Source organism: Paenibacillus sabuli, from assembly GCF_014705605.1.
Classification (GTDB): Bacteria; Bacillota; Bacilli; order Paenibacillales; family Paenibacillaceae; genus Paenibacillus_D; species Paenibacillus_D sabuli.
This window is the reverse complement of sequence record NZ_JACXIZ010000026.1, coordinates 106,756-133,153: the sequence shown is the minus strand read 5'-3', so window position 1 is coordinate 133,153 and position 26,398 is coordinate 106,756. Positions and strand designations below refer to the sequence as shown.

The 26,398-nt window shown below is 62.8% G+C and carries 20 protein-coding genes and 1 pseudogene; all 21 read right to left on the bottom strand.

Annotation, left to right across the window (positions count from 1 at the left end; genetic code table 11):
* Positions 1–17: 17 nt before the first annotated feature.
* The 21 genes and pseudogenes from IDH44_RS15835 to IDH44_RS15735 all read right to left on the bottom strand — a co-directional run bounded on the left by IDH44_RS15835 (position 18) and on the right by IDH44_RS15735 (position 26,395).
* On the bottom strand, positions 18–989 hold the full coding sequence (locus tag IDH44_RS15835; protein ID WP_190919275.1) for a hypothetical protein: 972 nt from the start codon (positions 987–989) through the stop codon (positions 18–20).
* 40 nt (positions 990–1,029) lie between these two features.
* Positions 1,030–1,299: a metal-sensitive transcriptional regulator gene (locus IDH44_RS15830; protein WP_190919273.1), complete on the bottom strand. Its 270-nt coding sequence runs from the start codon at positions 1,297–1,299 to the stop codon at positions 1,030–1,032.
* 27 nt (positions 1,300–1,326) lie between these two features.
* Positions 1,327–1,800, bottom strand: a complete 474-nt coding sequence (locus IDH44_RS15825) for a DsrE/DsrF/DrsH-like family protein (RefSeq protein WP_190919271.1) — start codon at positions 1,798–1,800, stop codon at positions 1,327–1,329.
* 15 nt (positions 1,801–1,815) lie between these two features.
* Positions 1,816–2,937, bottom strand: a complete 1,122-nt coding sequence (locus tag IDH44_RS15820; protein ID WP_190919318.1) for an MBL fold metallo-hydrolase — start codon at positions 2,935–2,937, stop codon at positions 1,816–1,818.
* Positions 2,938–3,013: 76 nt separating this feature from the next.
* On the bottom strand, positions 3,014–3,586 hold the full coding sequence (locus IDH44_RS15815; RefSeq protein WP_190919269.1) for a sulfurtransferase TusA family protein: 573 nt from the start codon (positions 3,584–3,586) through the stop codon (positions 3,014–3,016).
* A gap of 85 nt (positions 3,587–3,671) precedes the next feature.
* A pseudogene (locus IDH44_RS15810) lies at positions 3,672–3,845 on the bottom strand (ParA family protein); the annotation flags it as partial.
* Between the two features lie 283 nt (positions 3,846–4,128).
* A complete protein-coding gene (rlmD, locus tag IDH44_RS15805; RefSeq protein ID WP_397326790.1) occupies positions 4,129–6,006 on the bottom strand; it encodes a 23S rRNA (uracil(1939)-C(5))-methyltransferase RlmD in 1,878 nt (625 codons plus the stop codon).
* 168 nt (positions 6,007–6,174) lie between these two features.
* Positions 6,175–6,846: a bacillithiol biosynthesis deacetylase BshB2 gene (bshB2, locus tag IDH44_RS15800; RefSeq protein WP_190919267.1), complete on the bottom strand. Its 672-nt coding sequence runs from the start codon at positions 6,844–6,846 to the stop codon at positions 6,175–6,177.
* Between the two features lie 20 nt (positions 6,847–6,866).
* Entirely contained in the window at positions 6,867–7,214 is a 348-nt protein-coding gene (locus IDH44_RS15795) for a YojF family protein (RefSeq protein WP_190919265.1), read from the bottom strand.
* A 605-nt stretch (positions 7,215–7,819) separates the two neighbouring features.
* Positions 7,820–8,797 carry a cation diffusion facilitator family transporter gene (locus IDH44_RS15790; protein ID WP_190919263.1) on the bottom strand — a complete coding sequence of 326 codons (978 nt, stop codon included), beginning with the start codon at positions 8,795–8,797 and terminating at the stop codon, positions 7,820–7,822.
* Positions 8,798–8,932: 135 nt separating this feature from the next.
* The gene (locus tag IDH44_RS15785) at positions 8,933–10,027 is read right to left on the bottom strand and encodes a response regulator (protein WP_223869717.1); all 1,095 of its coding nucleotides are present in this window, start codon (positions 10,025–10,027) and stop codon (positions 8,933–8,935) included.
* Positions 10,020–13,145 (bottom strand): ATP-binding protein, encoded by a 3,126-nt coding sequence (locus IDH44_RS15780; RefSeq protein WP_190919262.1) that lies wholly within the window; start codon positions 13,143–13,145, stop codon positions 10,020–10,022. The genes IDH44_RS15785 and IDH44_RS15780 overlap by 8 nt, the downstream gene beginning before the upstream one ends.
* 62 nt (positions 13,146–13,207) lie before the next feature.
* Positions 13,208–14,101: a polyamine aminopropyltransferase gene (speE, locus tag IDH44_RS15775; RefSeq protein WP_190919260.1), complete on the bottom strand. Its 894-nt coding sequence runs from the start codon at positions 14,099–14,101 to the stop codon at positions 13,208–13,210.
* Between the two features lie 657 nt (positions 14,102–14,758).
* On the bottom strand, positions 14,759–16,099 hold the full coding sequence (locus IDH44_RS15770) for a methyl-accepting chemotaxis protein (RefSeq protein ID WP_190919258.1): 1,341 nt from the start codon (positions 16,097–16,099) through the stop codon (positions 14,759–14,761).
* A gap of 237 nt (positions 16,100–16,336) precedes the next feature.
* Positions 16,337–17,605 carry a DEAD/DEAH box helicase gene (locus tag IDH44_RS15765; protein WP_190919257.1) on the bottom strand — a complete coding sequence of 423 codons (1,269 nt, stop codon included), beginning with the start codon at positions 17,603–17,605 and terminating at the stop codon, positions 16,337–16,339.
* Between the two features lie 326 nt (positions 17,606–17,931).
* A complete protein-coding gene (locus IDH44_RS15760; RefSeq protein WP_190919255.1) occupies positions 17,932–18,489 on the bottom strand; it encodes a DinB family protein in 558 nt (185 codons plus the stop codon).
* Between the two features lie 398 nt (positions 18,490–18,887).
* The gene (locus IDH44_RS15755; RefSeq protein ID WP_190919253.1) at positions 18,888–20,678 is read right to left on the bottom strand and encodes an L-fucose isomerase; all 1,791 of its coding nucleotides are present in this window, start codon (positions 20,676–20,678) and stop codon (positions 18,888–18,890) included.
* A 142-nt stretch (positions 20,679–20,820) separates the two neighbouring features.
* Entirely contained in the window at positions 20,821–21,819 is a 999-nt protein-coding gene (locus IDH44_RS15750) for a LacI family DNA-binding transcriptional regulator (protein WP_190919251.1), read from the bottom strand.
* A gap of 268 nt (positions 21,820–22,087) precedes the next feature.
* On the bottom strand, positions 22,088–23,293 hold the full coding sequence (locus tag IDH44_RS15745) for an ROK family transcriptional regulator (RefSeq protein WP_190919249.1): 1,206 nt from the start codon (positions 23,291–23,293) through the stop codon (positions 22,088–22,090).
* Between the two features lie 88 nt (positions 23,294–23,381).
* Positions 23,382–24,827, bottom strand: coding sequence for a sulfatase-like hydrolase/transferase (locus tag IDH44_RS15740; RefSeq protein ID WP_317890195.1), 1,446 nt, complete (start codon positions 24,825–24,827; stop codon positions 23,382–23,384).
* A 62-nt stretch (positions 24,828–24,889) separates the two neighbouring features.
* Positions 24,890–26,395 carry a tripartite tricarboxylate transporter permease gene (locus tag IDH44_RS15735; RefSeq protein WP_190919245.1) on the bottom strand — a complete coding sequence of 502 codons (1,506 nt, stop codon included), beginning with the start codon at positions 26,393–26,395 and terminating at the stop codon, positions 24,890–24,892.
* Between the last annotated feature and the right edge of the window lie 3 nt (positions 26,396–26,398).

Sequence of the window (26,398 nt, the reverse complement as noted above, 5' to 3'; positions counted from 1 at the left end):
TGCCCGCTAAGCGCCTGTCAATCCTCAGGCCAGACGTAGCCGTCCGCAAACGTCAGCACCCACTCGAAGCCGAGCTCGGTCGCCGACTCGGCATCCAGCCCCAGCTCGGGGGCATCCTTGGCATAGTCGAGCGTATAGCTGACCGTATATCGCGCGCGTCCGTCATACGCGGGTGTGTCCGTATCGGAAGCGGCCTCCCGATCGCTTATGAATTGCTCCAGCGTCACAGACGGATCGATCTCCCCCGCCGCAAGAGCCAAATTGTACTGTTGCTCAAGCCCCGCGCTCCGCGCCGATTGCGAGGTGGCCTGCGCTGTTAGATCGACTTCGTCGTAGACCGCTCCGTCTCTGGTGATGCGCAGCAGCACCTTCTCCAGCTCGGTGCCCGGTATCGCCGGCTCTTGGAGCTGAAAGGCCACGTCCGCTGTGAGCCGTTCGCCCGAGATGCTCGTCCCCGTGCTCGCCTCTTGCACGCGACGAGCGTACAGCTCGTCGTAGAGCGGCAGTTGCAGCGAGGCGGCATTCATCTGTCGCTGACCATCCGCATTCCGCTCCCAGACGCGCAGCTCGTAATTGTGCGCTACAGACAGCTCCAGCTCGGCTCCGTAGCGCATCCCTCCCAGCGGCTCGAGCACGGCTTCCATGGGCGCCGTCATCTCCTCGTGCGCGAGCGTGAGCACGATCTCCGCCGAGGCGGACACCTCCTGGAGCTCGACCTCCAGTCCGATCTGCGCCGACTTCTGCGCGATATCGACCGCGCTCCAGGTGTAATCGAGTGCTTCCACCTTCTCGTCCCTGGCCGTCAGCTCCTGACGCACTCCGTTGAGAATAGCGGACTCGAGCTGCTGGACTTGCTGCTGCAGGTTTCGGATTTCCGCATCCTGCTCGGCATGGCCATTTCGGACAGCACCGTGGAGCGAATAGCCGACGTACACGACTGCCAGCAAATTTGCCGCCAGCAGCACTAAAATTGCTTTTGACTTGTCCAATTGAACCTCCTTGGTCCTCTCCAGCCTCATACCCGGGTTATCAGCGACTCTTCACCAGCAGCCGCACCGCTTCCTGCACCATGGCTGCAGCGTCCTTGCGGCCTTCAGCCTGCTCGGCCGTCAGACAATGCTGCAGATTTTCCGCTACAATGTGGGCGATCGCTTTGTCGGAGGCGTTGCGCACGGCCGAGAGCTGCGCTACGACCTCCTTGCAGGGCTTGCCTTCCTCCATGAGCCGCAGCACACCACGGATCTGTCCCTCGACACGGCGCAGTCGCGTCTTCATCGCATCCGTATAATTATAGTCCATGTTCGACACTCCTCGCCACCTGGGCAGTTAAATAAACAGGTTGACCTTGCCGTTCGAGGCATCCCCCAGATAGGCCGCCACGCCGGCATATTCCAGGCCGTCAACCAGTTCTTCCTCCTGCAGCCCGAGCAGATCCATCGTCATCGTGCAGGCGACGAGCCTGACCCCTTGCTCCCGCGCCAGCTCGATCAGCTGCGGCAGCGTCAGGGCATTGTGTTTTTTCATGACATGCTTGATCATTTTCGGGCCGAGTCCGCCGAAGTTCATTTTGGACAAGCCCAGCCTGTCGGCCCCGCGCGGCATCATCCAGCCGAAGGCCTTTTCGAGCAGCCCCTTATTCGTTTTGACCAGCTCGTCCTTGCGCAGCGTATTGAGTCCCCAAAAGGTGAAAAAGATCGTCACCTCATGGTCATAGGCTGCCGCGCCGTTGGCTATAATAAACGCTGCGATCGCTTTGTCCAGCTCACCGCTGAACAACACAATTGTTGACTTGTCCGCCATATTGGGAAGCCTCCTTCATTTATCGTGGACAGCGCAGCGATTGGGGCCGATCTCCATCTCGCGCTGCTGTTCCTCATCGGGCGTCATGCGGCCCATATTCGTCTGTCTGATCGCTTGATACGCATTCGGCTGCGGCGGCAAGTCATGGGCCACTGTGCGGCGAAATGCCGCTTCCTCGCCGATGTTGAGACCCGGATTGCTGCGATAGAGCTCCGACAGCGTCGCCATGACCCTGCCTCCCTCGCCAAGCTCCGTCGTGCTGCCGAAGTGGGCCGGCAGCACAATCAGCTCCTGCGGGAGCGCCTGGTAGCGCTTGTAGAGCGTCTCGCGCAGATCGGACACCCAATCCTCGGCCTTGCCGGCCAGGTCGGGGCGGCCGATCGAGGCGATAAACAGGATATCCCCCGTCAGCAGATAGCGCCCGCCCACGAGCAGCGAGGTGCTCCCGATCGTATGGCCCGGCGAGTAGATCGGCTGAATCCGGATCGTCGTGCTGCCGACTGTGATCCATTGCCCGTCCTCCAGACGCTCATAGTCAAAGGTCACCTCATCCGCATCCTTGGGCGGCAGCCAATACTGCGCACCGCTCTGCTCCGCAAGCTTGCGCCCGCCGGATATATGATCGGCGTGCAGATGCGTATCGAGCGTGTGCTTGATCCGCGCGCCATGCGCCTGGGCAAAGTTCGCGTATACGTCCGTCAGCCGCAGCGCGTCGACCACGGCGGCCTCGCCGCCCGAGATGACCATGTACGACAAGCAGCCCTTGCCGAGACGGATGAACTGATACAGCGCTCCGCCACCCCCCAGATCGCCGATCTTCACCGGCTCCAGATGCTCGCTCCATGCCTTCATGCCGCCCTCCAGGTAATGCACATCCATCCGTCCCGCCTGCACGAGCTGCTCGGCTACGAATTGCGAGGAGCCTTCCTTGGCGCAGACGACGAGCAGCTTCCGATCATCCGGGATGCGGCCCAGCGCTTCCTCGACGCCGTCCAGCAGGTTGAAATACGGAATGTTGATCGATTCGACGCCTTCGCCCTCCACTTTCCACTCCGCAAACGCGTCTTCATTGCGGACATCGAGGATTAACAGCTTCTCGTTGGCCAGCACCATGCGCGCCAGCTCCCCGGCTGTCATGCGAGGCGGGCTCGTTCCGTTTTCCACGTTTGAATTCCCCTTTCGTCTGCGTTTCGTATGCGTGCTATTATTCCGGTTATTGCGATTCCGTCGGTCCGTCCCACCCCATCATGCCCTCGGTCACATTCAGGACCTCCCGAAAACCTTGCGCCGCCAGCCATTGGCAGGCCAGATCGCTGCGTGTGCCGGAGCGGCAGATGACATAAAGGGTACGATCGGTGTCCAGCTCTGCACGGCGCTCCTCCAGCTCTCCCAGTGGAATCGATACCGCCCCGGGTATGCGTGCGAATGCATATTCCGCCGGCTCCCGAACGTCGAGCACCTGCGGCGCTTCGCCTGCCGCCAACCGCTTTTGCAGGGTCGCAGCGCTCGCCGTCTGCGGATGCTTCGCCTCGTCCTTCATCTCCTTCGGGCTAGCCTTCCGTATATAGTGCCGTAGCACGCCGCCTGCTTCAATCGTTCCCAGATACTGATGGCCGGTATTGCGGGCCCAGCCCTGCATATCCGCGAGCGAGCCGCGATCCGTGGCCTGGACCTCGATGACGTGTCCGCCCTCCAGTTGCTCCATCGCCTTCTTCGTCCGTACGATCGGCATCGGGCAAGCGAGTCCCTTGCAATCCAACGTCTGATTGGCCTTAATCTCCGCCATTGTGAAAACCTCCTTTTACTTATACCCCTATGGGTATACTATAACGTCAGATTTGTTTTGTCAACAAAAAGCAGTTCCTCAAATCTGTCAAATTCCCTTGCTCATCCGCATCCACTAGAAGTACCCGTTTACCTTCCTTTACCAAACCAATTCCCAAATTCACAGCCGTTGTCGGTTTGCCTACACCGCCCTTTTGATTTGCTAGGACGATCTCATTTCCTCCCTTAAACGTAAAAAAGCCGACTGCGCTGAGTTTCAGGGCAATCGGCTTTTAACCGTCCGAGTCAGCCAGTACGGCAACCGGGACGAATGCGGATACGGGTTTCGTTCGCCGTTTTGTTCGGGGTTTCGGTTGCGTGGTGCGGTACTTTTTAAGCCAGTATTTTAGTTGATGGATCGTCACACCTTCTTTAGCGGAACCTCACAACCAAGATCCAGCACGACCAAAACCTCAATTGTTTCCTTCAGAACCTTATTTTTGAAATCGTGGCCTTCCTTCGTAAAAGTCGTAAACGGCGCAAAGTGCCTGAAACAAAGGATTTCTAGGTATCTTTGCGTTGCATTCCTATTACTACCTCCACATGGCTCGTCTGGGGGAACATATCGACCGGCTGCACCGAGGCGATGCGGTAGCCGCCGTCCAGCAGCTCCTTGCAGTCCTTGGCTAGCGTGGACGGGTTGCACGAGACGTAGACGAAGCGGCGCGGCCGCGTCTGCAGCACCGCCTCCAGGAAACGCGCGTCCAGGCCGGTGCGCGGCGGATCGGCGACGATGACGTCCGGCCGCACGCCTTCGCGCGTCCAGCGCGGCAGCAGCTCCTCGGCGGCCCCGACGTGGAAGCTGGCACTGGTCAGCCCATTGCCCGCCGCCGCGGCCTGCGCATCGCGCACGGCCTCGGGGATCGTCTCGATGCCGCGCACCTCTCTCGCATGCGGAGCCAGCCACAGCGCGATCGTGCCGGTGCCGCTGTATGCGTCGACGACGAGCTCATGGCCGATCAGCCCCGCCGCGGCGCGCACCTCTTCATAGAGTCGCACGGTCTGCTGCGGATTGAGCTGAAAGAAGGCGCGCGGCGACAGCGTGAACGACAGCTCGCCCAGCGACTCGCGCATCGTCTCCGCCCCCCACAGCGTCACCGTGCGCTCGCCGAACACGAGCGGCGTCGACCGCGGCTGCACGTTGAGCGCGATGCCGACAGCCTGTGGCAGCGCCTCGCGCAGCCGCCGCACGAGCGCCTCGCGCTGCGGCAGCCGCTCTCCGGAGGCGACCAGCGTCACTTGCAGCTCGTCCGAGCGCAGGCCGTGGCGCACGACGACCGTCTTGACGACGTCCTGGCCGGTTCGTGCGCCGCGCTCCCCTTGAACCGGTATGCGCAGCTGCTGCAGTACGTCCTTGATCCGCGCCGCCGCCGCATTGACCTGCGGATGCTGGATCGGGCAATCGCCAATGTCGACCACGGCATGGCTGCCGGTCTCGTACAGACCCGCGAGCAGCGTACCGCCCTGCCGCTCGAGCTGCAGTTGCGCTTTGTTGCGATAGTCCCACGGCTGCGCCATGCCGAGCGTCGGCCGCACCGGCAGCTCATCCAGCCCGGTATAGCGGCGCAGCGCTTCGCGCACCAGCTCGGTCTTCGCCTCCAGTTGCCCTTCGTAGGACAGGTGCTGCAGTTGGCAGCCGCCGCATGTCCCGTACACCGGGCACGGCGGCTCCGCGCGCTGCGACGAGCGCTTCTCGATCTCGTCCAGCTCGGCCTTGATATAAGTCGGCCGTACCTCGCTGACGCTCGCCCGCACGACCTCGCCCGTCAGCGCCCCGCCGACGAAGACTGCCTTGCGCCGATAATAGCCGACGCCCTCGCCGTTGATGCCGAGCCGCTTGATCGTGACGACGATGCGTTCGCCCGGCCGTACCTCCTCGGCGCTGGCATGCGCGTTCGGCGCACCGCCGCGCGCAGACGGCCCGCTGGCCGGACGCCGGCTGGCCGCGCGATGGCCTGATCCACGCTGATCGGACAGATCACCGGCTGCACGAGGGCTGGCCGAGCGGGGGCCAGACTCGCGATCAGACGTCCGGCCGCCATCCGAGCGGCGGCCGGGCGCACGGTGGCCGGCCCTGTCCTTGCCGTTAGCGCCATTGTCCCTATCGCGGCCTCCGCCCTGCGCCCGGATATCCCTGGCTTCGGGACGGCTGTGGGGCGTCGTCTTGGCACGCTCGCCTGCCGGGCGGCCCTGCCTCGACATGCTAGCGTTGGGTCGAGCCTGCCGGGGTGCGCCTCCGTCTGGTCTGCCCTGCCGCGATGAGACTGCGCCGGATTGCCGGGCCTGCGGCTGGGTCGATGGTCGCGCCTTAGACTCCGGCCGTTGCCGCTGCTGCGCTTGATTGTCATGGCGCCGATGCTGCTTGCGCGGATGGTCTGTCATGAGTACACCTCAGTATGATAGTAGTCGAATGTGCGCCTTTTCCCCAGAAGCGCTTGGCTTGCGGTACTGTATGCTCTTGCTGCACGGCTCGGCTTTTGCTGCGCGGCTCGGCTTGCTCAGCGCTTGGCCAGTGACGCCGCCTGGCTCTTGTCGCACCGCTTGACCCACTCACGGCCCGAAGCGGTACGTCCAGTAGCGCTCCGTGCCGAAGCGCGCCTGCAATTCCTCCTCCGTGTAACTCCCCGTGCCCATCAGCTCGGCCGCCTGGAACTGCGAGCGGTGTGCGCGGATCGCCGCCAGCTTAGGGCCCAGCGTATCCCGTACATCCACGATCACGTCCGGAGGACCGATATCCCGCTCGTGGTCGCGGGCGATCGCGACGGCGTGCACGACCGGGCGCTCCCGCTCCGGTAGCGCCGCGACCGCCCGCACGACGGCGGCCCCGCATGCGTCGTGGTCCGGATGCACGGCATGTCCCGGGTAGAAGGTCAGCACGAGCGAAGGCTGCAGCTCGCGCAGCAAGCCTCCGATCGCCCCGTCCAGCAGCGCCGGATCTTCGAATTCCAGCATCTTGTCATGGAAGCCCGGCATCCGCAGATCTGCAATACCGAGCGCACGGCATGACGCCTCCAGCTCGCGGCGCCGAATGTCCGGCAGCGTCACGCGGCTCGCGAAGGGCGGGATGCCCATGTTGCGGCCCATCTGGCCGAGTGTCAGGCAGGCATACGTGACCGGCGTGCCGCGCCGCGCATGTCCGGCCACCGTGCCCGCCACACCGAACGCCTCGTCGTCGGGATGGGGCAGTACGACCAATACGTGCCGCTCTCGCTTGTCTGTCATCTGCGCAGTCCTCTCCTCTGTCATGCGAACGGCTCCGGGCTGAGCTGCAGCGCCACGACGAGCTTGCCCTGCTGGTCGTGCCCGGCCAGGATCAGCCGCTGCTGCTCGTCTTCTTCGTAATGGGTCAAGCCCTCCGAATACACCCAGCCCTGCGCCATCTTCAGCCCGACCCGGTACGGCCCGCCGCCCGAGATCGAGCCGCGCGCATAACGAATGCGAGCGTTGGAGATAAAGGTCGCCGCCGGATGCTTCGTGCTGTCCAGATGCGCCGCATAGGCACCAGTCGTCTGCTCCAGGTGAATATAGAGCTCCTGCCCCTGCAGGCGGTCGATGCGGCGCTGCACCTCAGTGGGTTCGATGGTTCTCATGTGTATCCCTCCTGCTTGTGGCGCACCGGAGTCCGCGAAGCTCCGCAGCCTCCGGCACGCCTGCCAATCCGAGTATTCAATCGTTCGTATATTGTACCACATTCCGTCTCAGCCACCTACGGGAGCGGGGCCGGACGAGCTGGCGCGGGGTGACAGCTCTACCGGACACCAGCGACGCTTAACGCATCATTTGAACGCTACGCGATTCTAATGGACACCAGCGACGCTTAGCAGTCATTTCCGCCACCTGCACGGCTCATAATCCCCGCTAAGCGTCTCCCTTGTCCGTTAGAGCCGCTTGCGTTCGCTTCGTGGCACGAACAAGAGCAGTCCGCATGAATCCTGCCTCCGGCGGTCACTTGCGGCGTGCATCCGCAATATGATCTCGCCAGTACTACCGAGCACCACCGCAGCGCCACAGCACCAATTGCAGCACCACTACAATGCCACTGCAGTACCATTGCAATGCCGCTACCAAGTGCCGCTCCCAGACTCCGCCACCAGACACACTACCATGACACCATGACACGCTACCCAGCATCGCTGCCACGACACGCTACCCAGCACCGCTGCCAGGCCAAGCGCTCCGCATACAAAAAAGCGCGTCATGACGACGCGCTTGCAAATTGCCGGCCGTAGGCCCCGTGATCGTGAATGGACGGGTGCTCCATCTGAATCGTCGAATGGCCGATACCGTAGCGTTCCCGCAGCATCTGGTTAATTTCCTCCAGCAGCAGGAACGGCTGCGCCTCATTGCCGACCAGCACGTGCCCGGTCAGCGAGTAGTGGTCGGTCGAGACCGCCCACAGATGCAGCTCGTGCACATCCCGCACGCCCGGCACTCCGGCGATGTCGCCGCGGATGCGCTCCAGGTCGAACGCCTCCGGCACCGATTCCATCAGCACCAGATACGACTCGCGAACGATGCGCATACCACCGACGGCAATGATGCCGCCGACGAGGACGCTCACGATCGGATCGAGCAGCGCCCACCCGGTCCAGAGCATCAGCAGCCCGGATACGATGATGCCGATCGAGCTCAGCAGATCGCCGATGAAGTGCCACAGCGCGCTGCGGACATTCAGATTGTTCTCCTCCCGCATGCTGCGGCTCAGCACCGCCGTCAGCACGACATTGACGACGAGGCCGACCGCTGCGACGGCCAGCATCAGCGGCAGCTCGACCGCCTGCGGGTGCAGCATGCGCCGCACGGCCTCGACGAAGATGCCGACCGCGATCGCGACCAGCGCCAGCCCGTTGAGGAACGATGCGATAATTTCGAAGCGCAAAAAGCCGTACGTATACTTTCGGTTCGGCCGGCGCGCGGCCATATAGATCGCCGCCATGCTCAGACTCAGCGCCACCACGTCCGAGATCATATGGGCCGAGTCCGACAACAGCGCGAGCGAGCCGGAGAGCAGCCCGCCCACCACCTCCACGATCGTAAAAAACAACGTCAGCAGCAGCGTAATCCACAGCGTCTTCTTCGACGTCCGCTGCTCCTTGCGATGCGTGACATGATGATAATCCTCGGCCGCTTTGGCGCGAGCCGCCGGTCCGTGCGTCCGTTCCCGATTCCTCACAGCTGCCGCCTCCTCTCATGAAGTTCACCATTTATATTCATTCCTTCTTTATAATTATTATATTCTAGAAGGGCTGCGCTGACAAATGAACATTGTATGGATCCTGTCAATGAGAATCATTGGCGAAGGGGCCGGCTAAAGCGAGGACGCCGCCTTGCGGCGAATCGTCTCGGGCGGCTCCAGCTCGAGCTCCTGGCGATACAGCCTGCAAAACCGCGCATAGTACCCGGCGGCCTTGTCCGGGCTGCCCTGGGCAAGATATACGTCGATGAGCCGCTCCGCCTGCTCCTCATCGAGCGGAAACCGCGCCAGATAAGCTTCCAGCAGATCTGCCGCCCGCTTCCAATCCTCCCGCTCGAGGCGCCTGACGATCTGCTCCTGCATCAGCTCTTCATAGCGGTTGCTGTACGCCTGATCGGCCGCCAGCTTCCACGGATATGGCTTGCCCTCGAACAAAGGCCCCCGATAGAGCGCGCAGGTCCGCTCCGCCTGTTCCTCATCGAGCGGCCCCGTCTCGCCTTGCTGCAATTCCAGCGCGTCATAGCGCACATCGCCGGTCACCAGCGCATAGCCGTCGTTGAGCTTCGTCAGCTCCATCCCCAGCTCATTGCTTTTGAGCGTCTTTTTGAGCAAGTAGATGGTGTTATACAAGCTCTGCGAGCCTTTCTCTTCGTCCGCTTCCGGCCAGAGCAGCTCAATCAGGACCCATTTTCGAATCGTCCGATTCGGATGACAGAGCAGATAAGCGAACATTTCCTCCACCTTGCGCGTGCGAAAGCGGACCAGCGCCCCCTTGGAGCTGCGCACCTCGAACGGGCCGAAGCAGCGAATGCGCGGCTGCGCCGGCGCAGCCGCTTCGCTCGGACGGCTGCGTCGCTTCCCCAGACGCTCCGTGACGCGGCGGATCTCCTGCGGCGTCACCGGCTTCAGAATATAATCGAGCGCAGCGACATCGAAGGCCCCGAGCGCATATTGCGCGTGGGCGGTCGTGAATACGATCTCCGAATGGTGCGATTCGCCCTGCAGACGCCGAGCCAGCTCCAGTCCGCTCATCCGCGGCATCTCCACATCGACGAACACAACATCCGGCTTCAGCTGCGCCATGGCGCTCAGCGCCTCGATCGGGCTCGTGAAGCTTCCGACAATCTCGTATTCGCCGCTGCGGACCAGCAGCACCTTCATCAGATCGTTGATCGGCTGCTCGTCCTCGACAATGCATGCTCTATACAACCCTCAGCCCCCCCATGCCCTTCTCCAACGGAATCATCAAGGTCACCGTCGTCCCCCTGCCGAGCTCGGATCGAATCGACAGCGAAGACCCGGGCAGCGTCTCCAGACGCTTGCGAATATTGGCGATCCCCAGGCTGCCCGCGTCCCGCTCGCCGGCCAGTATCCGCTGCAGGCGCGATGGCGGAATACCCGCCCCGTCGTCGGCAATCTTCACTTCCATCTCCGCCCCCCGCTTGCGAATGACCAGCGATACCGTACCGGCCCCTTCCTTGTCGAACAAGCCGTGCCGAATCGCATTCTCGACGAACGGCTGCAGGCATAACGGCGGGACGAGCGCCCCTTCCAGGCCGGATTCGATATCCGACCAATAATCGATGCGGTCTCCGAAGCGGGCCTGCTCGATCTCGACATAGGCTTCGATCAGCAGGAGCTCCCGCTCCAACGTCGCGACCGCCTCTGTATGATCGACCTCCAGCAAGTACCGCAAATACTGGCTCAGCATCGTCAGCAAATAGGCCGCCTTGTCCCCGTCGGTGTAGCAAAACGAAATGACGCTGCTTAGCGCATTGTACAAAAAATGCGGCTTGATCTGGGCCTGATGAAAGGCCAGCTCATGGCGCACCGCATCCCGGAAATGCGCCTGCAGCTCCAACAAATTGTGGATGCGCGCCAGCAGCGCTTCTCCCTGAAATGGCTTGGTCACGTAGTCGTTGGCTCCGGCCCGGAAGCCGAGCGCAATGTCCTCCGGCGCATCCTTCACTGTGGCGATCAGAATCGGCAGGTCGACCAGAGAATACTGCTGCCGCAGGCTGCGGCACAAGTCCAGCCCCGAGCCGTCCGGCATCATCACATCGACAATGACCAGGTCGATCCGCCCCGAAGTCTTCAGCTTCGCCATGGCCTCTCGGACGGACAAGGCCGTCACGACGTTGTACGGCTGGGCATGGAGCAGCGCCAGCAGGACGTAGAGGTTCGACGGCTCGTCATCGACCACCAGGATCGTAGCCGCTTCTTCGCCTTCGACCAGCTCAAGCGGCAACGGGTGCTCGCGCGCCTGTCGTCTTGGCCGGAAGAGCTCGACCTTGGGGGGCGACGCGGCCACAGCCGCGCCGGGGAGCGTGAGCGCCATGCGCGTCCCGATGCCCGGCTCCGACCACTCTACCGCGAGCGACCCGTGCATGCGCTGGGCGAGCATCCGGCTAATATACAGCCCGACGCCCATCCCCGGGTAGCCGTCGGCGGCCCGATGCCCGTGCTCGCGCTCGAGATACGCGAACACCGCCTCGCGGCGCCCCGGCGCGATCCCCTCGCCGGTATCGGCCACGTACAAGGTGATCCGACCGTCCCGGTCGGCGGCGCGCAGGACGACACTGCCCTCGCGCGTGTGCTTGATCGCATTGTGCACGAGGTTGTACAGGATCTGACGCAGCCGGTTCTCGTCGGCCTGCACATGCGTCCCCGGCGCAATCGCATTGTGCAAGCGCACCGGCTTGCCGCTGAGCTCGAAGCGCAGCAGCTCCAGCACGATGTCCGCCGCCACGGCGGCATCGACTGCAGTCGAATGGAGCTGCAGATCGTCGTGCTTGAGCCGGGCCAGATCGATCAGGTCGCGCACCAGCATGGACAGCTTCGTCGACGTATCCTGGATCAGCCACAGACGTTGGCGCTGCCGGGCAGACAGCTCGCCGGTCTCGTCCTGCAGCATGGCGGACGCCATATTGGTCATGCCGTGCAGCGGCGTCTTGAGCTCGTGCGAGGTGCGCAGCAGCAGCTCGTCCTTGAGCTCATTGGCCTGCATGAGCGCTGCGGAGAGTCGTCTGGCCTCGGCATAGGCGTGGAAGTGACGCCGCGCCAGCAGGATCACTGCACAAGCGACGAAGCCGACGATCCCGACCCGGGTGCCGAGCTGGGAATGCAGCAGATTCTCCGAGTACATCGACGTATTCACGAGATAGACCAGCAGAGCGGTCGCGGCCCCGAGCAGCAGGATCAGCTCCTGCTGCTCGCGCCGCCGCCCGGTCTCGTCTATCTTCGCACGAGGGGCGCGCACCAACTGCTCCACCATCCGACCCAGCATGACGAGCGATAGCAGCATCTGATACGCGACGAACGGATATTTGAAGGCTGTATGCATACCATAGGGGAGGATCAGGACCGTCGCCAGATACCCGTAGAACGGCAGCAGCAGCAGTTGCACTAGCCGCCGCGGCATAACTGCCGGCGCTACCGCCGCGATGAAGAGCATATAGACGATCTGGCTGCCGAACTGGCTCGCCTCCATGAGCTTGTACATCAGCTCGAATGGCGCCTCCGGCAACAAGCGCTGCGCGACCTTCTCATGATAGAGCGCGTGATAGAGCGCGAGCAGCAGCATGAACAGCCCGCTGTACAGATCCCCCTTGTCGTTGCGATCGAGCACGTACAGCCCGAGCTGGTAGATGCCGAAAAGAATCAGCAGCAGCAGCAATCCGATATCAAGGCCGAGCCGCCAATTCGTCTGCTCGGCTATCCGCTCGGTCAGTCCGAGCGTCAACCCGCCCACGATGCCGCCATTCATGAAGTTGTAATTCGCCACCTGCACGACGACCTCGAGCTGGTCCTCGCGCGCGTAAAAGTAGGCATCGTACGGGGTATTGCCCGGCTCGAAGGCATCCGGTCCGGTCGCCGGCACGCCGCTGCCGCCCTCAAGCCGTCCGTTGACGTACAGGCGATGAGCCATGCGAATGCTCGGCACCTGCAGGCCCAGCTCGAGTCCGCTCTCCGGCAGTCGGACCAGCAAGCGGTAGGTGCCGCTGCCCTTGCTTGGCAAATCCCCCGCTCCGCTGCCGCCGTTCCATGTGCCGGGCACCTCCGTATAGATCGGCTGCTCCGCAACCGAGCCGCCGCCTTCTTCGAGCGTTGTGCGCATCTGCCCCTGATAGAAGGTCCATTCGCCGTTGAGCTGGACCGATCCCTGCCGGGCAAAATCCCAGCCGCGCAAGTCCAGCACGCCGCGCTGCGCCGCCAGGGTCTGCGGACGAGCCGTCGCAGGATAAAAAATCCCCGCTACCAGCACCGCAAAAAACAACAAAATCAACCCGGTTGCCACCGTCTCCCGCAGTCGATCGTTATGCCGCACGCCCCCACTTCCCCTTGCCGCTAATCTTGAACCCAGTATAGCATGGCGATCTCATCGAAAACTCAACGTCCGCCGTCCCGGCTCGCCTCCCGATCCGCGCCCTCCAGCAGCTCGCTCAAGAACTCCGGCAGCGCGAAGCAGCGGCGCAGGACGGCTTCGTTGGCATAGCCGGCCTGCTTGTCGAAACGGATCTCATCCGGGTCCGGCAGCTCCTGCTTCGCGCCCAGTGTGAAGCTCCACAGACCGCCCGGGTAGGTCGGCACAACGGCCGTGTAGAGCCGGATGTGCGGGAACAGGCTGCCGACGCGGCGATACGTCTTCAGCATGATCTCGCTGTGGAAGATCGGCGATTGGCTCTGACACACCATGAGGCCGTCCTTGCGCAGCGCCTCGTGGAGACTGTGATAGAAGGGCAGCTCGAACAACTGCTCCGCCGGTCCGATCGGATCGGACGAATCGACGATGATGACGTCGTATTCGCCTTTGGCCCGCGCAGCGAAAGCCACGCCGTCCTCGTAGCAGTAGCGCACCCGCGGATCCGACAGTCTGCCCGACACCTCGGGCAAGTGCAGCCGGCTCGCCCGCACGACGGTCTCGTCGATCTCCACCATGTCGATACGCGTGATTTCCGCATACTTGACCGCCTCGCAGGCGACGCCGCAGTCGCCGCCGCCGATAATCAGCACCTTGCGCGGCGCCGGATGCAGCGCGAGCGGCACGTGGGCGATCATTTCATTATAGATATAGCCGTCCTTGGACGTCGTCTGCACGACGCCGTCCAGCACGAGCATTGGGCCGAAATCATACGAGTCCAGCACCATCACATGCTGAAAGGCGCTCTGCTCCTCGAACAGCACAGTCTTGATGCGATACGTCATTTTCAAATTGTCCCGCTCGTCCTCGGTGAGCCATAGCTCGCCCTCCGCGCGGTGAAGATATGGCGGAATTCGCTCCATTCTCTACCTCCCTGATGGTTGCAAGTTATTCATCTTATTGTAACAAAGATGCCGTAGACCTGCAGGGGGACGCGAGCTGACGGACCGCGTGGTGACGAGACAGCGAGGCGGACAAAAACGACGAGACGGCGAGGCAAGGGACGGTGAGGCGAGGCGCAGGACGGTGAGGCGCAGGACGACGAGGCGCGGGACGGCAAGGCAAGGGGCGGCGAGGCAAGGGGCGGCGAGGCAAGGGAGGGTGACGGAGCAAAGGGCCCCAACGGGGGGCGGGATCTCTAACGGTCACCAGCGACGCTTAGCGCATCAATTGGATACCCGCGCGGCTCTAACGGACACCAGCGACGCTTAGCGGTCATTTGCGCCAGCTAGAAGGACCAAAATCCCCGCTAAGCGTCTCTCTTGTCCATTAAAAGTTGAAGGGAGCCAAAAAACAGCGCTAAGCGGCTCCCTTGTCCGTTACAGCTCACTCTCGTCGCCAGCTCACTCCGCCAGCCCGCGTCTGCAACCGTTCATGCTGCGCCATGCCGCGTTCATGCCACATCCATATGCATTCATGCTACACCATGCCGCGTTCATGCCGCATCCATGCGCCTACTTGCTGCGCCATGCCGCGCTCTCGCAGCACGCACGGTCAGCATATGGGCACCGCCCCTCTGCCTACGCCATCGCGGGCTTGCCTGTCCGCTTGGCCGCGGCGGCCGCGGCGGCTGCCGGGGCCCCGGCGCTGCCGCGTCGCAGCCCGCTCATCGTCTCGTCCAAGTCGCCCGCCACGTCGCGCAGCGCGCCGGCGAGTCCGATCATCTGCTGCATCATCGCATTCTGCTGCGTCGCCGACGTGCTGACCTGGTTAATCCCGGCGGTGAGCTCTTCGATCACCCCGGCGATATTCGTCGTCGAATCGAGCACCTCGCTGTTGCCCGTCGCCAGCGCGTGGGTCGATTCACCGATCTCCTCGATGCGTCCCTGCATCGTCAGCGTCGAGGCGCGGATGCCTGCCACCGCCTGCTCCGTCTCGCTCACCAGGCCGCTCATGCGCTCGACCGTCGCGCGATTGTCCTGCATGCCTGCCGAGATCCGTCCGACCTGCTCCTGCACATCCACGATGAGCGCGCGCACCGACTCCGCGCGCTCGCGCGACTGAGCGGCCAGCTTCTTCACCTCGCCCGCGACGACGCCGAAGCCGCGGCCGTGCTCGCCCGCGCGCGCGGCTTCGATCGAAGCGTTGAGCGCCAGCAGGCCGGTCTGCTCCGCCAATCCATTGATCATCTCGGTGATCTCCTCGACCTCTCCGGACTTGAGCAGCAACAGACGAATCTGCTCGTCCATCTCCCCCGCCTGCACCTTCACGTCTTCGGCATGGCGCGTCGTGACGGTCGCAGACTCGCCGGCGCGGTCCACCAGCCCGACCACATCGCCGGTCGCCGCCCGAATCGTCTGCGCATGCGCGGCCGCCTGCGTGCTGGCCGCCGCCATTGCATTTGCCGTTTCGACGATCGCGCTGATTTCGTGCTGCATTTGCTCGCTGCCGCTGGCCATCTCCTGCATGCTTGCCATCACTTGAGCGGAGGTCTGCTCGCTTTCGGCGGAAGCCCGCTTCACATCCTGCGACTGCTCGAGGATCGTCCGGCTCGAATGCTCGATTTGGCCCATCAGCCCTTCGATCTTCACGGCTAGCTCATTATACGACTCGCCCAGCTGCTGGAACTCGTCCCGCGTGCGAAGATGCGTACGCTTGGTGAAGTCATTCGCTTTGAACGCCTCGGCCAGCGCACGCAGCTCGTTCAGCGGCTTTTTGATGAACAGCCGAATCAGGACATAAGCCCCGACTGCGCTGAGCAGCACGCTGACGCCCCCGGAGATCAGGTTCGTCCACATGATGTCGCTGACGTAATTTTTCGCGAACTCCAGCGCGAAGGTACGCAGCATAATAATCAAAAACATCAACACGACAATCAATCCCGTTAGCTTGACCTGAAGCGACCCGATTTTTACTTGCACATCATCCATCTCCCAGATTTTGTCGAATTTTATGGCTTATTTTATATTATCGGCAAGCTCTCGACATTTTCTGAACATAAACCATGTCGAATTCGCGCAGCTGAATTGGACTGGACAAAATCAAAAGCAAAAAAACCGCCTCGGAATACGCGATTCCGAAGCGGTTGCCGCTCGTATTCGTGCTGCTCAGGCTTGCGCCGTGATGCCGAGTCCCGGCACCGGGAGCTTGCCAGGCGATTAGTGCTTGCGGCGCGAGCGCGGGCGGCGCGGTTGCCCGTCGCTGCGCGCCGCTCCGCCCGCGCCGCCCCGGCTGCGTCCCTCCGGCTGCTTGGACGCGATCTTCGCCTCCTGGGCTTCGCCGAGGTACTGCATCGGGTACGGATGGTCCTCGACACGCGGGACTTTTTTGCCGATCAGCTTCTCGATGTCCTTGAGATACGGCAGCTCCTCCGCCTCGCAGAACGAGATCGCGATCCCGCTCAGTCCGGCCCGGCCGGTGCGGCCGATCCGATGCACGTACGTCTCCGGGACGTTGGGCAGATTGAAGTTAATGACATGCGACAGCTCGTCGATGTCGATGCCGCGGGCGGCGATATCGGTCGCCACCAGCACGCGCGTCTTGCCGCTCTTGAAGTTCGCGAGCGCCGCTTGCCGGGCATTCTGCGACTTGTTGCCGTGGATCGCCTGCGCCGTGACGCCGACGCGGCCGAGCAGCCGCGCCACGCGGTCCGCGCCGTGCTTGGTGCGGGTGAAGACGAGCGCCGAGACGATCGTCGCGTCCTGCTTCAGCAGGTCGCCGAGCAGCTTCTGCTTGTTGGGCTTGTCCACCAGATAGACCGACTGCTCGATCCGCTCCGCCGTCGAGGACACGGGCGTGATCTCCACCTTGACCGGGTCGACGAGCAGCGTCTGCGCCAGCTTGGCGATCTCCGACGGCATCGTCGCGGAGAAGAACAGCGTCTGCCGCTTCACCGGCACCTTGGCGATGATCCGCTTGACGTCGTGGATGAAGCCCATGTCCAGCATCCGGTCGGCCTCGTCGAGCACGAGCATTTCGACCTGCCGCAGGTCGGCGTACTGCTGGTTGATCAGGTCGAGCAGCCGGCCGGGCGTCGCGATCAGGATATCCGCGCCGATCGCCAGCGCGCGCTCCTGCGGCCGCTGCGGCACGCCGCCGACGATGACCGTGCTGCGCAACGGCGTGTGACGGGCATAGGCCTCGATGTTGTCATAGATCTGGATCGCCAGCTCCCGGGTCGGGGTCAGGATGAGCGCGCGGATCGGCCGTTTGCCGCCCTTGCGTCCTTGCCGCTCGCCGAGCAGCTGTACGATCGGCAGCGAGAAGGCCGCCGTCTTGCCCGTGCCCGTCTGGGCACAGCCGAGCAGATCCTTGCCCGCCAGCACGGCGGGAATCGACTGCTCCTGAATCGGGGTCGGGGTTACATACTGCTCTTCGCGAAGAGCTTTTAAAATGGCGGGCTTAAGCGCCAGTTCTTCGAATGTCATGAAGTCTCCTCTTTCGTTCCATCAGTAGATTGCTCCTGTACACCATACCACAAGTGCGCCGGAATCAGAAGGCCCGAATTTCCAGCGTCCCGACCGCATCGCGGCGAGCGTGTCCCGGCATGACGGACAATCGCCGTCAGACCGGGCGCATGCCTCCTGTCTGGCGCGAGGCGGGACGCCGTCCTTGACGCGCACGTCGCTTGTCTGGCGCGGGCGGGCGCCGTTCTTGATGCGCACGCCGCCTTGGCGCGGGCGGCAATCGGCATCGCCGTCCCGGCGGCCCGGAGCGAGACGACCTGAGGCGTGTCCATGCGGTCGCTGCCGGGCTACAATCGACGAAAAAAACGCGACCACGGACCGACGTCCGCGCGATACCGGACTGCCATGACACGCGTAATCTGGGCCAGATGCGTCAGATCGTGCACGGTCCAGGTCGCGAGCAGTTCGCCAACCTTGACCCGCCCCAGCTCCGGGTGCATCCCGACTCGCTCCAACAACGCACGATCCGTCAGACTCGCCCGCAGACGCGCCAGACTGTCCGCCCGGCAAGCACGAAATTCCGCCAGCTTCCGTTCGATGCCGGATGCAGCGGCAGCGCCGCTCCCGCCGCTCCGCGGTTCGTCCGTCTCTTCCCCGCGCAGATGCGCCTCGCGGTCGAAAAGCGGAAACGGCCGCGACTCGCCCTCCCGCAGCATCCATTCCAGCCTCGGCATCCAGTTCGTCTTCTCCGCTTCGACCAGATGGGCCACGACTTGGTCAGCGGTCCATGTCCCCGGCCCTTCATTGCAGGCTAACCAGCTCTCCGGCAGGCCACCAAGCAGACTCTCCAGCGCGCTCGGCGTCCGCTCCAGCAGCGCTGCGGCCTCTTCGATCTTCACGCTCATCCCGGCTCCTCCTTCGGTATCGTTCTCGGCTGTTGTGCCCGCGCACAGCTGCGCCTTTCTATATCTACTACCATCCTAGTCCCGGCGCCGGCCGAATGCAAGACTGTACCCGTCCGGCACCCGCGGTTCCTGACAGCTTCGCACGCTGCTTCCCTGCTCCCCTGCTCCCACAGCGCCAAAAACAGCCATGCGGCTGCTGCGCGCATGGCTGTTCACAAGCTCAATACCGGACATGGCCAGAGAGCGCCGCTCACGGATACGACAGTCCCGCTGATGTCCGTCCTCACGCCGCCGCCCGCCCGCAACAGCCGTCAATGGACTGCTACGCCGTTGCAATCTGCAATACCGTCAAGCAATACAGGCAGCAACAGACCGCACCAGGCAGCACAGGCTCTCCATTAATAAAGCGGGCCGTACTTCTCGCAGGCGCGGAAGTCCGCCCCTTCGAGATCCGCGGTGCCGAATGCCTTCCAGGCGCTGGGCCTGAAGATACGCGCCTCGTCGACATTGTGCATGTTGACCGGAATGCGCAGCATGGCGGCGAGCGTGATCAGCTCGGCGCCGACATGGCCGTAGCTGAGCGCGCAGTGATTGGACCCCCACGCATGCATCACCGAATAGACGTCGCGGAATACGCCGCTGCCGGTCAGCCGCGGCACGAACCACGTAGTCGGCCAGGTCTCGTTGGTGCGCGCGTCGAGCACGTCGTGCACGTCCTGGGGCAATTCGGCCGTATAGCCCTCGGCCAGCTGCAGCACCGGCCCAAGGCCGTCCACCAGATTGAGCCGCGCCATCGTCACCGGCATGCCGCCCGCGGTCTGATAGTCCGTCGAGAAGCCGCCGCCGCGGAAGAAGTCGACCGCCGGGCACCACTCGGTGGCCGCCAGACAGGCGCTCGCCTCGGCCTCGGCAATGTCCCAGAACGGCTTCATCGCCGGCGCGCCGTCCTTGCGCTGCAGGCCGGTGCCGTCCAGCGCGGCCGGACCGGAGTTGGTCAGATGGATGAGCCCGTGCTGCGCCGCCCCCTCCAGCGTGTGCCCGGTCACGCGCTTCACCGCGTCCGGGCTCCAGTACGTGCGCACGTCGGCGAAGATCTGCGCGGCATCGGTGAGCAGGTGGCCCATCAGCATCGTCACGGCGTTGAGCGTATCGTTCTCGGTCGAGAGCACATACGGCTCGCGGATGCCATTCCAGTCGAAAGACGAGGTGAGCATCGCCTCCATGAAGTCCCCGTTGGGGAAATAATCCGTCCACATCCGCTGCCCCTGAAAGCCGGCCGCGATCGCATTGCGACCGAGCGCCTCCTCGCCGTAGCCGAGCTCCGCGAGCTTGGGGTTGCCGATCATCAGATCGCGGGCGATCAGCGTCATCTTGACGACCGTCTCCCAGTCCACGGCCTTCTGCTCGGCGGTGCGCTGCAGCTCCGGCGGGTTGACGTCGCGGCCCTCCTTGCAATTCGTCTTCGTCCAGGCCAGCGCGCGCTCGTATTCCTCCGGATCGTAGATGCCGAGATTCATGCGCCGCACGAATTCGGTCATATCCACGTATTCGTTGCGCATGCCCAGGTACCGCTGGAAGAACGTCTCGTCGGCGATGCAGCCGGCGATGCCCATCGACACCGAGCCGAGCGACAGATACGACTTGCCGCGCATCGTCGCGACCGCCAGTCCCGCCTTGGCGAAGCGCAGCAACTGCTCCTCCACGTCCGCCGGGATCGAGCTGTCGCCCATATCCTGCACGTCGCGGCCGTAGACACTGAACACCGGCAGCCCCTTCTGATTATGCGCCGAGTTGGCCGCCGCCAGGTAGACCGCGCCCGGCCGCTCGGTGCCGTTGAAGCCCCAGATCGCTTTGGGCATCGCCCGGTGCGCGTCGATCGTCTCCAGCGGGTAGCACCACGACGGCGTCACCGTGATCGACACCCCGACGCCCGCGCGCTCGAACTTGGCCGCCGCCTGCGCCGCTTCGGCGACGCCGCCGATGCACGTATCCGCGACGACGCATTCCACCGGCAGGCCGTTGCTGTGCCGCAGCTTGGCCGACAGCAGCTTCGCCACACCTTGCGCCATTTCCATTGTGACCGCTTCCAGCGACTCCCGAATGCCGCCGCGCCGCCCGTCGATGACCGGCCGGATGCCGATCTTCGCCATCTCGCCTACCAGTCGATTCCTTGCTTCCCCGTTAGCCATTGATTCATTCCTCCTCATCATATGAAGCCTGGGTGTTAACGTTTACACTTCGAGTACACAGCTCGCCCATCTTCCGTGCTCCGATTGCTGGACCGGCATGTTCCTGCTCTGCAAAGGGCGTGCCACGCCGGCGCACTATCGTCTAGTCATTCGCACTCGCCCACTCGAGCCGGGGTGCGAACACGAGCGACTCCCCGCCCGCTGCGTCGCGCTGCTGCTTGTGCAGCACCCGCCTCAGCGTCAGCTCGGCCGCCGCTTCGCCGATGCGCTCCGGCTGCTGCACGATAACCGACAGCCGCGCGGTGAACAGCGCGGCCGCGTCCAGACGCCCGAAGGAGACGACCTCCATCGCATCCAGCGCCAGGCCGTGCTCCTTCATGCCCAGATACAAGCCGAAGGTCATCTCGTTGTTCGCCGAGAAGACCGCCTGCGGCCGGCGCGCCAAGCCGAGGAAATGCGCCGCCGCCGCTCGTCCCGACGCGCGCGTATAGTCCCCCGCATAGATGCGCTCCGGCGCCAGCTGCACGCCGCGCGCCTGCAGCGCGCGCGTCAAGCCGCTTCGGCGCTCGCGCGCCGTGCTCACCCGGTCCGGCCCGGCGATGAAGCCGATATCGGCGCCGTAGCGGTCGAGCAAGTACAGCGCGGCCTGCTCCGCGGCGGCGGCATTGTCCTCGACCACCAGATCCGCCGCGAGGCCCTCTACCCGGCGATCGAGCAGCACGACCGGCGTGCCCGCCGCCTGCAGCTGGGCGAGCAGCGCGGCATGCGCGCCCGTCCCCGCCAGGATGAGCGCCTCCACGCGCATCTGCCGCAGCAGCCCGATCGCCTCCAGCTCCTTGTCGGGATCCTCGCCCGAGTCCATATAGATGAGATGATAATCCTGCTCGAGCAGCTGCTGCTGGAGCCGCCTGGCCGCCGCCATGAAATACGCGTTCGTCATATCCGGCAGGATCAGTCCGACCGTTCGCGTCCGCTCCTGCTTGAGGCTGCGGGCCAGCGCATTGGGCTGATAGTTCATCTCCCGCATGACCTGGGCGATGCGCTCGCGGGCGCCTTGGCTGACGTAGCCGCTCTCGTTGAGCACCCGCGAGACCGTCGCGGTAGACACCCCTGCCGCCCTAGCCACGTCCTTGATCGTCATTGCGCACACCTGTCTTCACCTCGGCTCTCCCTCGACATACGCGCTCCCGCCGACACGACGGCTAATTGACGGTTAATTCCCTATAATAAGTTAACGTTTACACATTCAAATGTATCACATCCCTCGCCGTTCAGGCAAGCGCTAAACTTTAAATGCGACACCCTCCAGAAAATCTGGATTAAGTGCCGCATTTTCCGTCTATCGTTTGGACCTCGCCGAAAAACCATAAGCTCTTCAGTGACCTCGCCAGGGACGAATTTCTTTTCTGCTAGAGTACATTGCCGAGCAGGCGCTCGATTACGATAGCAGCCGCACCGACGACGATCGACTCGCCGCCGAACCAGCCGTCCCGCTTGAACTGCACCTTGCTTTCATGCATGGCGTTGCAGCGCTTGCGGGCAATTGAGGTCGCGATGTCGTAATAGAGCGGCGAAAGCTTGACGAGCGGACCGCTGAGCACTACCATACTCGGGTTAAGCAGATTGATAAAGTTGGCCAGGCCGGTCCCCAATGTCGCGGCCGCGTTAGAAATCACTTCGCGGGCCAGAGGGTCGCCTTGCTCCGCGGCCTCGCATAGCCGGGCATAATTCACGGCTTCCGGCGGCTCTTCCACACTGGATTGGCGCCCCTTCTTCAATTCATTAGTAAACGCCCTTACGACGGAGGGAATCGACGTGTAGGCCTCGATGCACCCATAATTGCCACAGCTGCACTTCGCGCCGTCGACGTTGACGATCATATGGCCGAACGCGTCATCCGCGTCGTTGACCGTACGGACGATCGAACCGGCGATCATCATGCCCAGCTTGATGCCGATACCGCAGTTGACATAGGCAAGATTGGCCGTATCCTTGCCCCAACCGAAGTAATATTCGGCGACGACCGCGGTGTTCACACCGATTTCCAGTTGCACCGGAATGCCCGTCTCGCGCTCCAGCATCTCCACAACGGGTGTGTTCGACCACCCGGCTGCTGGGAAGAGCTGCGGACTGAGGATGACGCCGCGCTCGCGATCCAGCGGACCGACCGTGCCGACGCCCACGCCGATAATGCTCGCTCGAGTGGCCGCAAGCCGATCCGCCTGCTCGCGAACGAACGTGCCGATCTGCCGCACGGTGTGCTCCGGCGTCGCTTCTTCATCCATTAAAAATTCGCGCTTCGCGACAATGTTCATTTTCAGATCGATGAGCGCAACTTTCGTATAGGTGCGTGAGATGTCGACGCCAACCGTATAATACGCGTCTCTCCCAATATCGAACAAGGCGGGCTTGCGGCCGCCTGTCGACGCGCCGATCCGCGTCTGAACGATCAGTCGCCGTTCTTCAAGCGGCAGCATCATCCGGTTCAGCGTCGTCAGACTTACCCCCGCAGCGGCCGCCAGTTCTTTTTTGGTCATCGGACCTCGTTTATGGATATAATCGAAGACCGTTTTGCTCTCCGGTTCCAGATTGGAGAATGGGTTTGTCCGATTCATGGCTCTCCTTCTTTAGCAGGCAGTAAATTTACGTGAATCAAGCGGTTGCTACCAGTATACCATGTTCCGCGCACCGTCCGCAGAGCGGTCATGATGTCGGCGTCGGCGAGAATGCGAACTTCTCGCCTTGGCGCAGCACTTCCTCCGCCCCGCCGTACTTGTTCAGGAGCGCGTGCTGGTCGGCCCTGCACTGCGCATGGACCGCTTCTGGATCGACAATCTCGCGAAGCTCGCATTCGCAGCGCGCCAGCACGTCCCCGTATTCGGGCCGTCCGGCCAGATCGTGCAGTTCCTCCGGGTCCTCCAGCAGGTCGAACAGTTGCGGTTCATAGTCTACATAATAGACATACTTGTAGCGCTCGCCTCGCAGCATGAACATCCCGGTAATCGAACCCGCCGCATGATATTCGGCAAATACCGAGCGCCGGGGCACATGCTCGCCTCTGGCGATCGGCCATAGCGAAGTGCCAGGCAACGCCTGCTCGCGCGCGTCCAGCTTCAGACCGGCCCCGTCCACAATCGTCGGATACAGGTCAATCAGTGAGACGTTCGCGTTCAGCACCACGTCACTCGGGATATCCGGACCTGCGCAGATCAGCGGCACACCGATCGATCCCTCATACATGGTATGCTTGTGCCACAGCCCGTGGTCACCGGTCGTATCGCCGTGGTCCGAGCTGTAGATGATGCGCGTACTGTCCTCGAGACCGGCGTTCTTCAGCGCCTGCAGCACCCTCCCGACCTGCGCGTCCATGAAGCTGCACAGCCCGTAATACGCCGCTAGCGCCTTGCGCACAGTCGGCTCGTCGAACGCGCTATCCAGATTCATATATCGCCGGAACTCCTCCAGCACCGGGTGCATCGGACGCTCGTCCATGCCGTACTGTCGCGGCAGGATCACCTCATCGTGCGAATACAGATTATAATACTCCTCCGGCGCGATCAGCGGGAAGTGCGGCGTCACGAAGCCGACGTACAGCACCCACGGCTCCTCCTCCCGCCCGGCTTCCTCCAGCAGGAACTGCTCGGCCTGCTCAGCAACCGCGCGATCGTAGCGCGTATAGTCCGACTCGCCCGGTCCCGCGTCCCGGATCGCTTCCGCCAACCGAGGACGCTGCTGTCGCCTGCTGCGAATGCTGCCATACAGATCGCCGATCCCCTCCACGACATGCATGGCCAGCCGCTGATCGGGGAACCCGGTCGGGGACGCGCCGTCCTTGTAATGCAGCTTGCCCACAGTGACTGCCTTGTAGCCGGCTTCCGTCAACCGGTGTCCCCAGCCGGGATGCTCGCCCGCATAAGGATGCGCGTTGTCCCAATAACGCTGGGTGAAGGCATAGCTCCCGGTCGTCATGCTTGCCCGCGAAGGGATGCAGATCGGGAAGTTGCAGTAGGCGTTGGTGAACCGCACCCCGCGTTTCGCCAGTGCGTCCAGATTCGGCGTCTGCACCACCGGATGCCCGTAGCAGCCCAGCTTTTCCTTGCTATGTTCGTCACTGAAAATATAGACCAGATTCGCAGGTTTCGTCCTCACGTGCATCTCCTCCGAGTATAACCTCTTTTTATTTAGTAAAAGCTGTCTTGTCTCTTATCTGCTCAGCCCGCGCGATTGGCAGGCGCTTGCCGACGCTTTTTGTACTTACCCCATACGATCACCGCCACCGACACAACCGTCAGCAGCATGAACAGCCCGGAGGCCGGGCGCGTCAGGAACGGCAAAAAGTCGCCCGACGTATACATCATGCCTCTACGCAGATTCGTCTCAAGCAACGGGCCGAGTATGAAACCGAGAATGAACGGTGCGGACGGATACTTGAACTTATAGAGGGCATACCCGATCGCCGCGAAAAAAAGAATCGTCCACACGTCAAACATCCGATTATTCGTGCTAAAAGCCCCGATTGTACAGATGACGACGATAATCGGCAGCAGAATGTGCTTCGGAATTTTGAGCAGCTTCAGAAACACGCGAAGTCCGAAAAACTCCATTACAATCATCACAACATTTGCGATCAACAAAATAATGAAAATGCCGTAAATGATATCTGCGCTCGTGCTAAACATCAGCGGTCCCGGCGTAATGCCCTGTATCATCAGACCAGCAAGCAAGATAGCCGTGCCAGCGTCCCCCGGAATACCCATCGTAAGCAGCGGAATCATGGCGCCGCCGGAGACGGCATTGTTGGAGCTCTCCGAGGCGACAAGCCCCTCCAGCGAGCCCTTGCCAAACTTCTCCGGCTGCTTGGATTGCTTACGCGCCGCCGAATATGCGATAATATTCGCCACGCCGGCGCCGAGCCCTGGCAGCACCCCGATCGCCGTACCTATGAGGCTGGAACGCAGCGCGTTCCACGTTTGCGAGCCGAACTCTTTCATACTGAGTCCGAACCCGCGCAGCTTGCCGACGACGACCTCGGCCAGCTTGTCCGGCTTCAGCTCCGCGGTCTTGAGCACCTCCGTGATCGCATAGATGCCAATCAGCACCGGCAGCAGTTGCAGCCCGCCGTCGAGCTGGTGATTGCCGAAAGTGAAGCGGAGCACACCGTCGATCGGCGCCGCGCCGACCGTCGTGACGAGCACGCCAAGCAGCGCACTGACCGCGCCTTTGCGCAGCGAGTCGCCGGACAGTCCCGCAATCAGCGTCAGCGAAAACAAGCTAACCGCAAAATATTCGACCGGACCGAACTTAATCGCAATTTTCGCCAGGTACGGCGACACGGTAACCAGAATGATCAAACTCACGATTCCGCCGATAAACGAAAACAGGATGCCCGTCCCGAGCGCCTTGCCCGGTTGGCCGCTACGAGCAAGCGGGTAGCCGTCGAAAGTCGTAGCGATCGAAGCCGGTGTCCCCGGAATATTAAGCAATATGGCAGTAATTAATCCACCCGATACGCCGCCGATATACAGGCCGAGCAGCAGCGCCATCCCTTCGACCAGCGGCAAGCCGAACGTAATCGGCAGCATCAGGGCAATTCCCATTGAGGTGGTCAGTCCAGGACTCGCCCCGAACAGAATCCCCACCAGCACGCCGAATGTGACGAGCAGCAGCACTTCAATGGAAAAGACGGCTGAGGCGCCTTCGAGCAATCCGCTTGGCATTTA